The organism is Pseudideonella sakaiensis, assembly GCF_048320135.1.
Lineage (GTDB): Bacteria > Pseudomonadota > Gammaproteobacteria > Burkholderiales > Burkholderiaceae_C > Ideonella_A > Ideonella_A sakaiensis_A.
On the sequence record NZ_CP182947.1, the window covers coordinates 5,441,591 to 5,455,631 of the forward strand.

Annotated in this window: 12 protein-coding genes; 2 read left to right on the forward strand and 10 right to left on the reverse strand. The window is 67.1% G+C overall.

Annotated features, from left to right (window positions below; genetic code table 11):
• The first annotated feature begins 4 nt into the window (after positions 1-4).
• Complete coding sequence (locus ACNH6H_RS24885) at positions 5-1,609, forward strand: GMC family oxidoreductase (RefSeq protein WP_418321486.1); 1,605 nt, start codon at positions 5-7, stop codon at positions 1,607-1,609.
• A gap of 5 nt (positions 1,610-1,614) precedes the next feature.
• Here ACNH6H_RS24885 and ACNH6H_RS24890 read toward each other — a convergent pair whose 3' ends face one another.
• On the reverse strand, positions 1,615-2,364 hold the full coding sequence (locus ACNH6H_RS24890) for a hypothetical protein (protein WP_418320955.1): 750 nt from the start codon (positions 2,362-2,364) through the stop codon (positions 1,615-1,617).
• 89 nt (positions 2,365-2,453) lie between these two features.
• On the opposite strand from ACNH6H_RS24890, the gene ACNH6H_RS24895 reads away from it, so the two are divergent.
• Positions 2,454-3,824: a lytic murein transglycosylase gene (locus tag ACNH6H_RS24895; protein ID WP_418320956.1), complete on the forward strand. Its 1,371-nt coding sequence runs from the start codon at positions 2,454-2,456 to the stop codon at positions 3,822-3,824.
• Positions 3,825-3,988: 164 nt separating this feature from the next.
• On the opposite strand, the gene ddpX is transcribed toward ACNH6H_RS24895, so the two are convergent.
• The 9 genes from ddpX to ACNH6H_RS24940 form a co-directional block, all read right to left on the reverse strand.
• Entirely contained in the window at positions 3,989-4,543 is a 555-nt protein-coding gene (gene ddpX / locus ACNH6H_RS24900) for a D-alanyl-D-alanine dipeptidase (protein WP_418320957.1), read from the reverse strand.
• An 87-nt stretch (positions 4,544-4,630) separates the two neighbouring features.
• Positions 4,631-5,569: an AraC family transcriptional regulator gene (locus ACNH6H_RS24905; protein WP_418320958.1), complete on the reverse strand. Its 939-nt coding sequence runs from the start codon at positions 5,567-5,569 to the stop codon at positions 4,631-4,633.
• Positions 5,570-5,717: 148 nt separating this feature from the next.
• Positions 5,718-7,223, reverse strand: a complete 1,506-nt coding sequence (gene zwf, locus ACNH6H_RS24910) for a glucose-6-phosphate dehydrogenase (protein ID WP_418320959.1) — start codon at positions 7,221-7,223, stop codon at positions 5,718-5,720.
• A complete protein-coding gene (locus tag ACNH6H_RS24915) occupies positions 7,205-8,161 on the reverse strand; it encodes a carbohydrate kinase family protein (RefSeq protein ID WP_418320960.1) in 957 nt (318 codons plus the stop codon). Before ACNH6H_RS24915 ends, zwf begins: the two co-directional genes overlap by 19 nt.
• 3 nt (positions 8,162-8,164) lie before the next feature.
• The gene (gene dalD / locus ACNH6H_RS24920; protein ID WP_418320961.1) at positions 8,165-9,571 is read right to left on the reverse strand and encodes a D-arabinitol 4-dehydrogenase; all 1,407 of its coding nucleotides are present in this window, start codon (positions 9,569-9,571) and stop codon (positions 8,165-8,167) included.
• Between the two features lie 7 nt (positions 9,572-9,578).
• Positions 9,579-10,634, reverse strand: coding sequence for an ABC transporter ATP-binding protein (locus tag ACNH6H_RS24925; RefSeq protein ID WP_418320962.1), 1,056 nt, complete (start codon positions 10,632-10,634; stop codon positions 9,579-9,581).
• 10 nt (positions 10,635-10,644) lie between these two features.
• Positions 10,645-11,460 (reverse strand): carbohydrate ABC transporter permease, encoded by an 816-nt coding sequence (locus ACNH6H_RS24930; RefSeq protein WP_418320963.1) that lies wholly within the window; start codon positions 11,458-11,460, stop codon positions 10,645-10,647.
• 138 nt (positions 11,461-11,598) lie between these two features.
• Positions 11,599-12,456 carry a carbohydrate ABC transporter permease gene (locus ACNH6H_RS24935; RefSeq protein ID WP_418320964.1) on the reverse strand — a complete coding sequence of 286 codons (858 nt, stop codon included), beginning with the start codon at positions 12,454-12,456 and terminating at the stop codon, positions 11,599-11,601.
• Positions 12,457-12,659: 203 nt separating this feature from the next.
• Positions 12,660-13,964 carry an ABC transporter substrate-binding protein gene (locus tag ACNH6H_RS24940; RefSeq protein WP_418320965.1) on the reverse strand — a complete coding sequence of 435 codons (1,305 nt, stop codon included), beginning with the start codon at positions 13,962-13,964 and terminating at the stop codon, positions 12,660-12,662.
• Positions 13,965-14,041: the final 77 nt, after the last annotated feature.

The window sequence follows — 14,041 nt, forward strand, 5'->3', positions numbered from 1 at the left end:
GACCATGTCGGCAACCGGTTACGACTACATCATCGTCGGAGCCGGTTCGGCCGGCTGTGTGCTGGCAAACCGGCTCAGCGCCGATCCGCAATGCCGCGTGCTGCTGCTCGAGGCCGGCGGGGAGGGCGGCAATTTCTGGCTGCGCCTGCCGATCGGTTATTTCCGCACCATCTACGACCCGCGCTTTTCGTGGCAGTTTCCGCTCGAGCCACAGGCGCAGACCGGCAACCGGCAGATCGCCTGGCCGCGTGGCAAGGTGCTCGGCGGCTCGAGCGCGATCAACGGGCTGCTCTACATCCGCGGCCAGCATGCCGACTTCGACGACTGGGCGGCCCACGGAGCGACCGGCTGGAGCGCGCGCGAACTGCTGCCTTGGTTCAGGAAGTCCGAGCGCTACGAAGGCGGCGCCAGCCTCTACCACGGCGACCAGGGCGAGCTCTGCGTATCCGAGTTGCGCAACGACCATCCCTGCTGCGCCGCATGGGTCGAAGCCGGCGTGCAGGCCGGTCACGGGCGCAATCCCGATTTCAACGGCGAACGCACCGAAGGGCTGGGTTCCTACCAGCTGACGCTGCGTGGTCGCTGGCGCTGCGATGCAGCGACCGCCTTCCTGGCGCCGGTGCGCTCGCGGCCGAACCTCGTCGTTGCCACCGGGGCGCAGGTCACCCGGGTGCTGATCGAGCGTGGCAGGGCGGTCGGCGTCGAATGGACGAGCGGCGGCCAGTTGCAACGCGCCCACGCCGATCGCGAGGTGCTGCTCGCGGCCGGCGCGCTGCAGTCGCCGCAGCTGCTGCAGCTGTCGGGAATCGGCCCGGCCGAATTGCTGAGCCGCCATGGCATTCCGGTGCAGGTCGACGCGCCCGAAGTCGGGGCGAATCTGCAGGATCATTACCAGGCGCGCGTCATCGTCCGCCTGAACCGCCGCTGGTCGCTGAACGACCAGGTGCGCAGTCCGATCGGACTGGCCAAGATGGGTGCGCAATGGCTGTTCGGCCAGCGCGGCCCGCTGACGGTCGGCGCCGGGCAGGTCGGCGGCATGGTCTGCAGCACACTCGCCACCGGCGACCGGCCGGACGTGCTGTTCAACGTGATGCCGCTGTCGGTCGACAAGCCGGGCGATCCGCTGCACGGCTTCTCGGGCTTTTCGGCCTCTGCCACGCAGTGCCGGCCGCGCTCGCGCGGCAGCGTGTCGATTGCCTCGCCGGACCCGCTGCAGCCGCCGCGAATCGTCGCCAACTACCTGACCGATCCGCACGACATCAAGGTGCTGGTCGAAGGCCTGAAGATGCTGCGCGAGATCTATCGCCAGCCGGCATTCCGCGATCTGCTTGCCGACGGTGAGTACATGCCTGGCGACGAGGTTCGCAGTGACGCCGAGCTCGAGGCATTTGCGCGCCAGAAGGGCGGCACCGTTTTCCATCCGACCAGCACCTGCCGGATGGGCGGCGACCAGCGCTCGGTCGTCGACCCGGAGCTTCGTGTGCGCGGCATCGACGGGCTGCGCGTGATCGACGCATCGGTGATGCCGACGATGGTGTCGACCAACACCAATGCGGCGGCGATCATGATCGGCGAAAAGGGCAGCGCGCTGGTGCTCGGGCAGGCCTGATCGCGTCAGTTTGCTGCGGCTGGAGGGCGGTGCCTGCGCACCCGCCAGCGTCGCCGCAAGGCCAGCACCGCGAGCACCGCGCCGGCGGCGACCAGGCCCCAGGCGGTGACCGATGCGATGCGCAGCAGCGTGCCGTTGAAATCCTCGCCACCGGCATAGTCCATGATGTGCAGCCGCCAGAAGAAGTCGTACCAGACCCAGGCTTCGTTGCGCGAGGTCAGGAATTCGCCGGTTCGGCCATCGAGGTAGATGCGGGTGGCCAGCGCATCGTCGAAGCGCACCCGCCAGAGGTCGCGCCGGCCGGCTGTCTCGTCGACGATGCCGAGCCGCTTCGGCAACTCGGCAATCCGCTCGACCGCGCTGACCGTGCCCGACCCCTTGTACAAGGCGCTGGCAAACCGCTGCACGGCAGCCTCGTCGGGCGGAGTCCAGGCCTCGCCATCGGTCGGCACGATCTCCGGTTTCGGCCCGCCGCGGTAGCTCAGGCGAAGCGCCGGCCCTTGCGGTGTCGCGACCGCCGCCACTGCGGCGACCTCGCCGCGCTGCGCGGCCGCATGCAATGCCGGCGCCGCCCGCTCGACCCAGCCTGCCGGCAGCGTCACCGCCGGCGGCTGCACGGTGTCGCCGCCCTTGACCCAGGCCTTGAAGGGCAGCAGCGAAAAAACCAGTCCGCCGGTGACCCAGATCATCACCTGGATGCCGACCAGCCAGCCGAGCCAGCGATGGATCTTGAAGGTGGTGGCGGCGAGGCTCATCTTGGCGTGTGGATTGATTCGAACGGCTGCGGATTGTCGCCGCAGGCGGGAACCGTCCGAGCACCCGCCATGCCGGTCAAAATGGCCGCATGCCTACATTGCCGAACCGCCCATCACTCTCCCGTCCACGCCCGCTGGCAGCCGTGTTGCTGATCGGCGGCGCGCTCGCTGCCTGCGCGGCGACACCGCCGCAAGCGCCGCGTGTTGCCGCCGCTGCCGTACCCGCAGCGACGCCGCAACCCGCTCCGGCGCCTTCGCCGCCACCAGCCGCGGTATCAGTTGCGAAGGCCGATCCGGTGACGCCGTCGGTCGAGCCGGCAAATGGCGCCAGGTCGCCGGACCAGTTCGGCCGCTGGATCGATGATTTCCGCAGCAGCGCGCGCGCGGCCGGCATTGGCGAGGCGACGCTGCGTGCTGCGCTGGAGCAGGTGCGGTATCTGCCGCGCATCGTCGAACTGGACCGTGCGCAGCCGGAGTTCACCCGCAGCGTCTGGCAATACCTCGACAGCGCGGTATCTGCGCAGCGCATCGCCGGTGGTCAGGACAAGCTGGCGCAACTGCGCGGCGGCGAGATCGAAACCATTGCCGCGCGGTATCGGGTGCCGCTGGAAATCATCGTCGCGATCTGGGGCATCGAAAGCAACTACGGCAGCAATGTCGGCAGCACACCGGTGATCGATGCGCTGGCAACGCTGGGCTTCGACGGCCGCCGCGAAGCCTGGGCGCGCGGCGAGTTGCTCGCGGCATTGCGCATCCTGCAGAACGGCGACATCGATCGGGCGCGGATGATCGGCTCCTGGGCCGGCGCGATGGGACAGACGCAGTTCCTGCCGAGCACCTTCCTGAACTCGGCGGTCGATGCCGATGGCGATGGCCGCCGCGACCTGTGGGGCAGCATTGCCGACGTCGTCGCGTCGACCGCCAACCATCTGGCCCGCGCCGGCTGGCAATTGGGCGAGCCGTGGGGCCTCGAGGTGCAGCTGCCACCGGGCTTCGACCATGCGCGCGCCGATGCCGATCTGCGCCAGCCAAGCTCGGCATGGGCCGCCGCAGGCGTGCTAACCGTCGACGGTGGGGCGCTGCCGGCACTGACGGATGGCGCCATCCTGCTGCCGGCCGGCGCCCGCGGGCCGGCCTTTCTGGTCGGGCGCAATTTCCGCGTCATCCTGCGCTACAACAACTCGACCAGTTATGCGCTGGCGGTCGGCCTGCTCGCGCAGCGGCTGGCCGGCGGGCCTGACGTCCAGGCGAGCTGGCCACGCGACCTGCAAGCATTGAGCCGCAGCCAGCTGCTGGCCTTGCAGACCGCACTGAATGCGCGCGGTTTCGACAGCGGCCGGCCCGACGGAATTTATGGGCCGGCGACCCGGCGTGGCATCCGCGACTTCCAGCGCAGCGTCGGCCTGCCGGCCGACGGTTATCCGACACTCGACTTGCTGCAGCGGCTCGAGGCGAAATGACGCCCGGCTGCGCATCGCCGCGGCGACATTCGCGCCCGACGAAGTGCCGGTAACGGCGGCGGTGCAGTGGTGCACCGCCGGGCCTGGCGCTTTTACCCGGGCGGCGTCGCCGTCAGGCCTGGGATCTGCACCGATGCCGGTGGCCGCGGCTGGCGCGCCGCCGGTCAGCGCAGGTCCATCAGCAGCCGTCCGTCGGCGGCATCGTCGATCAGCGGATAGGCCGCCGGATCGGGCAGGTTGTAGTGCCACCATTCACGCGGGTTGTGGCGCCAGCCGGCGGCGGCCATCAGGCCGAGCAGCAGCAGCCGGTTGTGCTGCGCCGGCACCGGAATGTCGGTGCGTGCGTGGCCGGACTGCGGCGTCATGTCGTCGAAGCCGGTGCCCATCTCGAGCGGCACGCGGCCAGCCGTGGCCAGCGTCAGGTCGACCGCGACGCCGCGGCTGTGCGCCGAGCCGCGGCGCGGATCGGCGATGAAGTCAGGGGCGGGCAAGGTCTGCCAGAGCTGCCACTGCGCGGCAACCGGCCGGTAGGCGTCAAACAGGTGCAGCCGCAATCCCTGCGCCGCGGCCAGGCCGGCCGCGCGCAGCAGCGCAGCATGCGCATCCGGATGCAGCAACGCGACCGCACGGTCGTAGATCGGCTTGCCGGTGATGTTGTCGGCGCTTGCATAACGCTGATCGAGGTCGATCGCGGGGTCGGTGATCGGCAACAGCGGCATGCCGTGATCATCGCTCAGGAAGCGTTTGCCGGTCGACCAGATGCCTGGAAGGCCGACGTCGCGTGGTGCGCGTTGGGCGCGTCGGCGTCAGCCGCTGCGGCCGAAGCGGCGGTCCGACTGCTGGCGGAATTCGGACGGTGTCATGCCCTTGATGTCGCGAAATCGCCGATTGAAATTGGCGACATTCTGGAAGCCGACCTCGTAGCAGATGTGGGTGACCTGGCGGTCGGTTTCCATCAGCAGCTGGCAGGCCCGGTTGACGCGGATCTGGTTGACGAAATCGGTGAAGGTATTGCCGGTCGAACGGCGGAAGAAGCGCGAAAACTGGCTTTCGGTCATCCCCAGTTCCTGCGCCAGGTCGCTCGCCGAAACCGGCGCCGCGACATCACCGGTGATGCGGTCGACGATGCTGTTGATGCGGTCGTTTTCGCCGTCGTTGTCTTCGCCCTGCATCTGCACATTCGACAGCAGCCGGTAGTCGGTGCAGCGCGCCAGCATCGTCAGCAGGTTGCAGAACGCGGTGAAGCGTTCCAGCCCGCGCGCGCGCTTGACCGCCTGCCAGCCGGCCAGCGCCGGTTCGCCGAGGCCGAAAAACTCGATGCCGTGGCGCGAGCGCTCGAGCAGCGGCAGCAGTTCGGCCAGTTCCGGTATCACCTTCGCCGCATCGGCCAGCGGCTGGTGGCGGAACTGGATCACCAGGTCTCGGGCGTCGACGCCGCCTTCGGGAACGTCCTGCGATATCCAGTTGTGTGGCAGCCGCGGCCCGCACAACACCAGGTGGCCGGGCTGGAAGGCGCCGATCCAGTCGCCGACGAAAGCCTTGCCCGATGTCGCGGTGATCAGGTGCAGTTCGTATTCGTCGTGGAAGTGCCAACGCGCCAGCGGCGTCGGGAAGCCGTGCGACAAACAGGTGACCCAGCCGGCTTCGTCGGCCGATTCATAGCCGAGCGACAGCGGACGCGCATGTTCGAGCTCCAGTTCCGGTCGGCGCTGGCGGGGCAGGCTGCGTTCGCGGGCGGCGGGCATGGCGGGTACTCCTGTCAATCGGGCCATCGAGACTGACCTTAGCTCGGCCCGGCGTGATTTTCGGCGCAAGTCGCGGCGAAGCCGCGTCGCCGGCGCGGACAAGCCGCCATCGCGCTGCGGTGGCAGGTGGTCGGATGCCGTCGAACGCTCATGCCTCCTCGGGCCACGAAAAGCCGTCGCGGGCGACCAGCGCACTCGATGCCGCCGGCCCCCAGCTGCCGGCGGCATACGGCCGCACGCTGCCGGCCCGGCCATCGTCGCGCTGCCAGGCCTGCAGCACCGGTTCGACCCAGCGCCAGGCTTCCTCCTGTTCATCGCTGCGGACGAACAGGTTCAGCCGTCCGGCGATTGCCTCGAGCAGCAGCCGCTCGTAGCCGCCGACACGCTGTTCGGCGGAAAAGGCCTTGTCGAAATCGAGGTCCAGCGAAACCGGCGACAGATTCTCGGCCTGGCCCGATCCCTTCGCTGCGAGCAGCTGCAGCTCGAGGCCGTCTTCCGGCTGCAGCTTGATCACCAGCCGGTTCGGCGCACTCGAGCCGGGAAAGATGCTGTGCGGGGCAGGGCGGAAATTGACGACGATCTGCGCCTCCGGTTCGGCCAGGCGCTTGCCGGTGCGCAAATAAAACGGCACGCCGGCCCAGCGCCAGTTCTGCACTTCGGTGCGCAGCGCGACGAAGGTCTCGGTGCGGCTGTCCGGCGGCACGCCGGCTTCGTCGAGGTAGCCGGGTGCCGGCCGGTCGTCGACATTGCCGCGCCGGTACTGGCCGCGCACGACATCGCGGGCGACGCTGTCGGCATCGAAGGGTTTCAGCGCCTGCAGCACCTTCAGCTTCTCGGTGCGGATCGCATCGGCATCGTTGCGCGACGGCGGCTCCATCGCGATCATCGTCAGCAGCTGCAGCGCATGGTTCTGGATCATGTCGCGCAGCGCACCGGTGCGGTCGTAGAAGTCGCCCCGGCTGCCGACGCCGATCCGCTCGGCCAATGTGATCTGGATATTGGCAATGCTTTCCCGCCGCCACAGCGGCTCGAACAGCGCATTGCCGAAACGCAGCGCCATCAGGTTCTGCACCGGAGACTTGCCGAGGTAGTGGTCGATGCGAAAGGCCTGCGTCTCGGCAAATACCGAGCGGACGACGCGGTTGATCTGTTGCGCGCTTGCCAGGTCGTGGCCGAGCGGCTTTTCGAGCACGATGCGCACCCGCGGCCCGTTCAGGCCGACCCGGCCGAGCTGTTCGCAGATCTGCGTGAACAAATGCGGGCTGGTTGCCAGGTACAAGACGACGGTTTCCGCCGGGCCGCTGCGCGCAGCGACGTTGTCGCCATTGGTTGGCGATGCGTTCGCAGGCTGCTCGAGCCACTGCGCGAGTGCGGCATAGTCATCCGGCACCGACAGGTCGACGCGCAGATAGTGAAGCAGCTGCGCAAAGCGCGTGAATTCCTCGTGTTCGGGGCGTTTCTCGGCGCACACATCGGAGAAACGCTGGTCCAGCCAGTCGCGGTAGCTGTCGCGTGAATGGTCGTCGCGGCCGACCGCGAGGATGCGCCCGCCGGCCGGCAGCTTGCGATGGCGGAAGGCCTGGAACAGCGCCGGCATCAGCTTGCGCCATGCAAGGTCGCCGGTACCGCCAAAAATCACGAGGTCGAAGGACATGGTCTCCAGCCCTGGACCAGTTCCGCCCGCCGAGGCATGTCGGCGCCACGCCGCGAGCAGGTGATGGCCGCCGCCTGCCCGGCAAAGCGGGAAGCCGCTTCGAGATCGGCCTGCGACAGATCCGACAGTCCATCGGGTGTCAGCCGTCCGTTTTCGCTCAACCACGTCAACAGCGCGGCCTGGAAGGTGTCGCCAGCGCCGACCGTATCGACGACATCGACCGGCTGCGCCGCGACACTCGCCCGCGTGCGACGGGTCCAGGCCGAAACACCTTCCGCGCCGCGGGTCACGACCAGCAGCCGCACCCCCTGCTGCAGCACATCGGCGGCAAAGTCGTCGAGGCTGGTACCGGGCAGCAGCAGTTGCAGGTCCTCGTCGCTGATCTTCAGCAGATGGGCGCGCGGCAGCATCCAGTCGAGCAGGTCGCGCCAGCGCGCTAGTTCGGGCTCGACATTGAGCCGGATATTCGGATCGAAGCTGATCAGCGTGCGCGCTGCGTACTGGTCGACCAGTTGGCGCAGCGTCGATGCCACCGGTTCGACCACCGTCGCGTACGAGCCGACGTGGATCGCACCGACCGTCTGCGGCAGCGTATCGATCGCGTCAGGCGTCAACAGCCGGTCGGCGCAACCGTCGCCGTAGAAGGAATACGACGGCACGCCGGCCGCATCGAGCCCGACCAGGCCGAGCGTGGTCGCTGCATCGTTGCGCTGCACCGTCGCGGTGCCCACGCCTTCGTGCTGCAGCGTGCGCATCAGCCGCTCGCCGAGAAAGCCGCTTGATATCGCACCGAAGAAGTTGACCGGCTGGCCGAGCCGGGCCAGACCGACCGCGGTATTGAACGGCGAGCCGCCGACCCGCGCATCGAGCGCCATGCCGCTGTCCGTCTCGGCCGACGCAAAGACGTCCATCAGCGCTTCACCACAGACGACAAACATCGCTCAGTCCCTGATGAATTGCAGTACCCGGGCATGGGCGTTGCGCACCGCCGCAACCAGTTCCGGATGGGCCGCCAGCGGACCCCACAGCAGCGGGTCGGAACAGAAAACAAGCAGCGGATCGAGTGCCGAGAAGAAGGCGTGCGCCGCCTCCTCGTCCATGAGGCCGTCCTGGTAACGGTAGGGCAGCTCGCCGAGATGCCAGCGGCGCAGCACCTCGAAAAACAGCGCCGGCAATACCGCAGTGGCGTCCAGCGGCGCGCCGCGCTCGATGCATTCGCGCAGCGTCGGCACGATGAAGCCCTGGATCTTCGCAAAGCCGTCCATCGCGACCCGCTGGTTGGTATCGCAGACATGCGGATTGCCGAAACGGTGCAGCACGACGTCACGATAAGCCGCGAGGTCGAACGGGCTCGGATGATCGGGCCGGTCGAGGCAGGGGATCACATCGTGCGTCGCATAGTCGAACGCCATCTGCCGGATCGCCGGCACCGCCAGGTCTTCATGGATGAACAGCAGGCCCTTCAGCGTGCCGGCCCAGGCGACGCAGCTGTGGGTGCCGTTGAGCAGCCGGATCTTTGCCTCCTCGTGGGCGTGCACCGACGTCACCATCTCGGCGCCGACCCGTTCCCAGGCCGGCCGGCCGGCGATGAAATCGTCCTCGATCACCCACTGGGCGAAGCTTTCTGCCATCACCGGTGCCCGATCGGCCCAGCCGGTGGCGGCCAGCACGCGTTCGGCGACGTCGGGTGACGGGCGCGGCGTGATCCGGTCGACCATGTTGCTGGGGCAGCTGGTAAAGGCCTTGACCCAGGTCAGCAGGTTGGATTCGCCACGCCGTTCGAGAAAATCGAGCAGGCCGGCGCGCAGCCGTGCGCCGTTGCTGCGCAGGTTGTCGCAGTTCAGCAGCGTCACCGGCGCGCCACCGTTGACGACACGCTGGCGCAGGATCGCGGTCAAGGCGCCGTAGATCGTCCGCGTGCTGCCTGATTCGAGGTCGGCGCGCAGGTCGGCATGGCCGGCATCGAGCCGGTTCTTGCCGTCGAGGTAATAGCCGGCCTCGGTGACGGTGAACGAGATGATGCGGGTGGCAGCGTCGGCGCCGACCTCGACCAGCCGCGTCAGCTGCGGATCGAACGGAATCACCTCGCGGATCGCCTCGATGCGCTCGTAGCGGCGCTCGCCGACCGGCGACACCGTCTCCAGCGTGTACTGGCCCTGCTGCTCCGCGAGTGCCGCCATCGTCTCCTGCATGTCGTTGCGGATATTGCCGCCGACGATGGCCCAGCGCGTATCGCCGCTCTTGCGCAGCGCATCGAGGTAGACGGCCTGGTGCGCACGGTGGAACGATCCGACGCCGATGTGCAGGATCGTGCCGCCAGCGCCGCTGGCGTCCATTGGAGGAATCATGCCGGTCTCACTGCGCGTGGGCGGCGACGGCCTGACCCTGGCGGTTGAAGATGTGGAAGGAATCCGGAGCGATGTCGAGGCTGACGGCGTCGCCCGGACGCAGCGCGGTGCGCGTGTTCTGCCGCGAGATCAGCTGCACGTGTTTGCCGGCTTCGGCGCCGACCTTGGTATAGATCAGCGTGTCTGAGCCGAGCGACTCGATCAACTCGACCTTGCCGCGCAGTGCGCCGTCGCTGCCCGGCTTGACGATGACGTTTTCCGGGCGCACGCCGATGAAGCCCTGCTGCGCGGCGGCGGCGCCGACCGCGCTGCGCAGCGTCGGCAACTCGGCGGTGTCGACGACGTTCATCTGCGGTGTGCCGATGAACTGCGCGACGAACTTGTTGGCGGGTTGGTCATAGAGGTCCAGCGGTGCACCGGCCTGTTCGATCTCGCCGTCGCGCAGCACGACGACACGGTCGGCGAGCGTCATCGCCTCGACCTGGTCGTGGGTCACGTAGATCGTCGTCGCACCGAGCTCGCGGTGCAGCGTCGCGATCTCGATCCGCGTCTCGCCGCGCAGCGCGGCGTCGAGGTTGGACAGCGGCTCGTCGAACAGGAAGACCTTCGGCGCGCGCACGATGGCCCGTCCGATCGCGACCCGCTGGCGCTGGCCGCCCGACAGGTCCTTCGGCGTGCGGTCCAGGTATTGCGACAGGTTCAGGATCTCGGCGGCACGGCCGACCTTCTCCTTGATCACGGCCTTGTCGACATTGGCCAGTCGCAAGGCGAACGACATGTTGTCGGCGACCGTCATGTGCGGATAAAGCGCATAACTCTGGAACACCATCGCCAGGTCGCGCTTGCTCGACGGCAGGCTGGTGATGTCGCGTCCGTCGAGCTCGATGCTGCCGCCGTCGACCTCGTTGAGGCCGGCGATCATGCGCAGCAAGGTCGACTTGCCGCAACCCGACGGGCCGACGAAGACCACGAACTCGCCCTTCTCGATCGTCAGGTCGATCCCCTTGATGACGCGCACGTCACCGTAGCGCTTCTCGACATTCTTCAGTTGCAGATAGGACATGAAAATCTCCTTATTTGACGGCGCCGAAGGTCAGGCCTTGGACGAGTTGTTTCTGGCTGAACCAGCCGACGACGACGATCGGTGCAATCGCCATCAGCGATGCGGCCGACAACTTGGCCCAGAACAATCCTTCAGGGCTGGAATAGGACGCGATCAGCACCGCCAGCGTGCCGGCCTTGGCCGAGCTGAGGTTGAGCGACCAGAACGCCTCGTTCCACGACAACACCAGGCACAGCAGGCCGGTCGAAGCCAGCGGCCCCATCGCGAGCGGCCGGATGATGTGCTTGAACTCGCCCCAGATCGTCGCGCCATCCATGCGCGCGGCCTCCAGGATGTCGTTCGGGATCTCCTTGAAGCCGGTGTAGAGCATCCAGACCATGATCGGCAGGTTCGACAGCGTGAAGACGATCGTCAGGATGGTCAGCGAGTCCAGCAAGCCGGCGCTCTGCGCGAGCACGTAGATCGGCAGCAGTGCACCGACCGCCGGCATCATCTTGGTCGACAGCATCCACATCAGGATGTTGCGCGTCTGCCTGGTGCGGAAGAAGGTCATCGAGTACGCCGCGGGGGCGGCGATCGCCAGGCCGATCAGCGTCGACAGCACGGCGGTGATGACCGAGTTCTTCGCGAACAGCAGGTAGTCGCTGCGCACCTGCACCTCGGAGAAGTTCTCCAGCGTCGGCGTGAAGAAGAGTTCGGGCGGCACCGCAATCGCCTGCAACTCGGTCTTGAACGCGGTCAGGAACAGCCAGATCAGCGGGAAGACGATCAGCAGCGTCAGCAGCCAGGCGCTGACGGTGCGGATGATCACGGGAAGGTGTTTCATCGCATTGGCTCCTTTGGCATCCCGGCTGAACCGCGAGGCACGGACATCAAGCAGCGGCCGCGGGTCCGGCTTTGCCGGTCGGCTGGCTGCGCCCACTTGAGGGGGGGCGCCGAAAGCGCTACGGGGGTGGGTCATGATTCAATCCAGGTTTTTGCCGATCATGCGGATCAGGAAGACCGCCGCGATATTGGCCAGCACGACCGCGAACAATGCGCCGGCCGAGGCCACCCCGATGTCGAAGTTCAGCAGCGCCTGCTTGTAGATCAGGAAGGCGACGTTGGTACTCGCGTTGCCGGGGCCGCCACCGGTGGTCGTGAAGATCTCCGCGAACACGCTGAGCAGGAAAATCATCTCGATCATGATCACCACCGCGATCGAGCGGCCCAGGTGGGGCAGCGTCAGGAACCAGAATTTCTGCAAGGCATTGGCGCCGTCCATGCCGGCGGCCTCCATCTGGTCGCGGTCGAGCGACTGCAGGCTGGTGATGAAGATCAGGCAGGCAAAGGGCAGCCATTGCCAGGCGATCATGATGATGATCGACAGCAGCGGCAGCTCGCTCATCCAGTCCACCGGCTCCAGGCCGAAGAAGATCCAGACCTGCGCGAGCACGCCGTAGACCGGATTCATCATCATGTGTTTCCACAGCAGCGCGTTGGCCGTGGGAATCACGAAGAACGGCGAGATCAGCAGCACGCGCACGATGCCGCGGCCCGGGAAGGCCTCGTTGACGAGCAGCGCCAGCCCGATGCCGCCGACGACGGTGATCACGATCACCGAACCGAGCAGCAGCAAGGTGTTCATCACCGACGGACCGAAGTCGGGGTCGGTGATGAAGAACTCGAAATTCAGCAGGCCGACGAACTCGCGCTGGCCGGGGTCCATCAGGTTGTAGTAGACCGACGAAAAATAGATCGTCATCAACAGCGGCACGAGCATCCACAGCAGCAACGTGACCACGGCAGGCGCCATCAGCGCCCGCGGCAGGGTTCGTTTCATTGGAGTTTCCCTCTCACGTAATCGGACTGGGGCTCGGTGTGCCCCGACGGCTTCGCCCGGTCGGCGCCGGTGCCGCTGGCACCGGCCCGCCCTTCAGCGGGCCTGCGGTACTGCAGTGGATCTCAAGGAAACGCCGGGCCGTCCCAGGCTTCCTCGACCCCCCGCTGGGGGGCGGGCCGAACATCGTTCGGCCCTGGCGGCGCTCAGTAGTAGCGGCCGCGGCGCATCTGGCGATCAGCAGCGGTCTGCGAGGTCTTCAAGGCCTCCTCGACGCTGACCTGGCCGGCCAGCGCTGCGCTCATCTGCTGCCCCACCGCCAGGCCGATCGCCTGGAACTCGGGAATGGCGGCAAATTGCACACCCACGTACGGGCTCTTCTTCAGCGTGCTGTCGTTCGGGTTGGCGCTGTCGAGCGCCGCCTTCTCCGCTTCGGCAAACACCGCCGCCTTCATGAACTCAGGGTTCGCGTAGGTCGACTTGCGGGTGCCGGTAGGCACCGAGGCCCAGCCTTTTTCCTTGGCCACCAGGTTGACGTAGTCCTTGGACGTGGCCCACTCGATGAACTTCTGCGCGTCGGCGGTCTTCTGGCTGCCGGCAGGAATCGCCAGCGCCCAGGCCCACAACCAGTTCGCCCCCTTGGAGGTCACGGCCGACGGGCTTTGCGCGAATGCGACCTTGTCGGCCACCTTGCTCTGCTTGGGATCGCTGACGAACGACGCCGCCACCGTGGCGTCGACCCACATGCCGCACTTGCCTTCGTTGAACAGCGCCAGGATCTCGTTGAAGCTGTTCGCCGACGAGCCCGGCGGGCCGTATTTGGTCAGCAGGTCGACGTAGAGGGTGACTGCATCCTTCCACGGCTTGGTGTCGAGCTGCGGCTTCCACTTCATGTCGAACCACTGCCCGCCGAAGCTGTTGACCATCGTCGTCAGGAAAGCCATGTTGTCGCCCCAGCCCGGCTTGCCGCGCAGGCAGATGCCGTAGACGCCGTTGGCCGGATCATGGATCTTGGCCGCCGCGTCGCGCACCTGGTCCCAGGTCGGGCGGGCGCCGAACTTGATGCCGGCCTTGTCGGTCAGGTCCTTGCGGTACATCAGCATCGAACTCTCGCCGTAGAACGGCGCCGCATACAGCTTGCCGTCGACCGACAGGCCATCTCGGATTGCCGGCAGCAGGTCGGCGGTGTCGTAGGCGGCGTCGAACTTGAGCTCCTTCAACCAGCCCTTCTTGGCCCAGATCGGTGTCTCGTACATGCCGATCGTCATCACGTCGAACTGGCCGCCCTTGGTCGCGATGTCGGTGGTCACGCGCGAGCGCAGCGTGCCTTCCTCGAGCGTGACCCACTTCAGCTTGACGCCCGGAAACTTCTTCTCGAACTCGGGTGTCAGCTTCTGCATCTCGATCATGTGACCGTTGTTGACGGTCGCGATGACGAGGTCGCCGGCTGACGCACCGGCACCGGCCAGAACCAGCGTCGCGGCGAGCAGCTGAGGGGATTTGAACTTCATGGTCGTCTCCTTGGATGGTTCTATCGACGGATCGCCATTCGCTGAGGCGGCTCCGGGGATGAATCAACTGTAGGTTT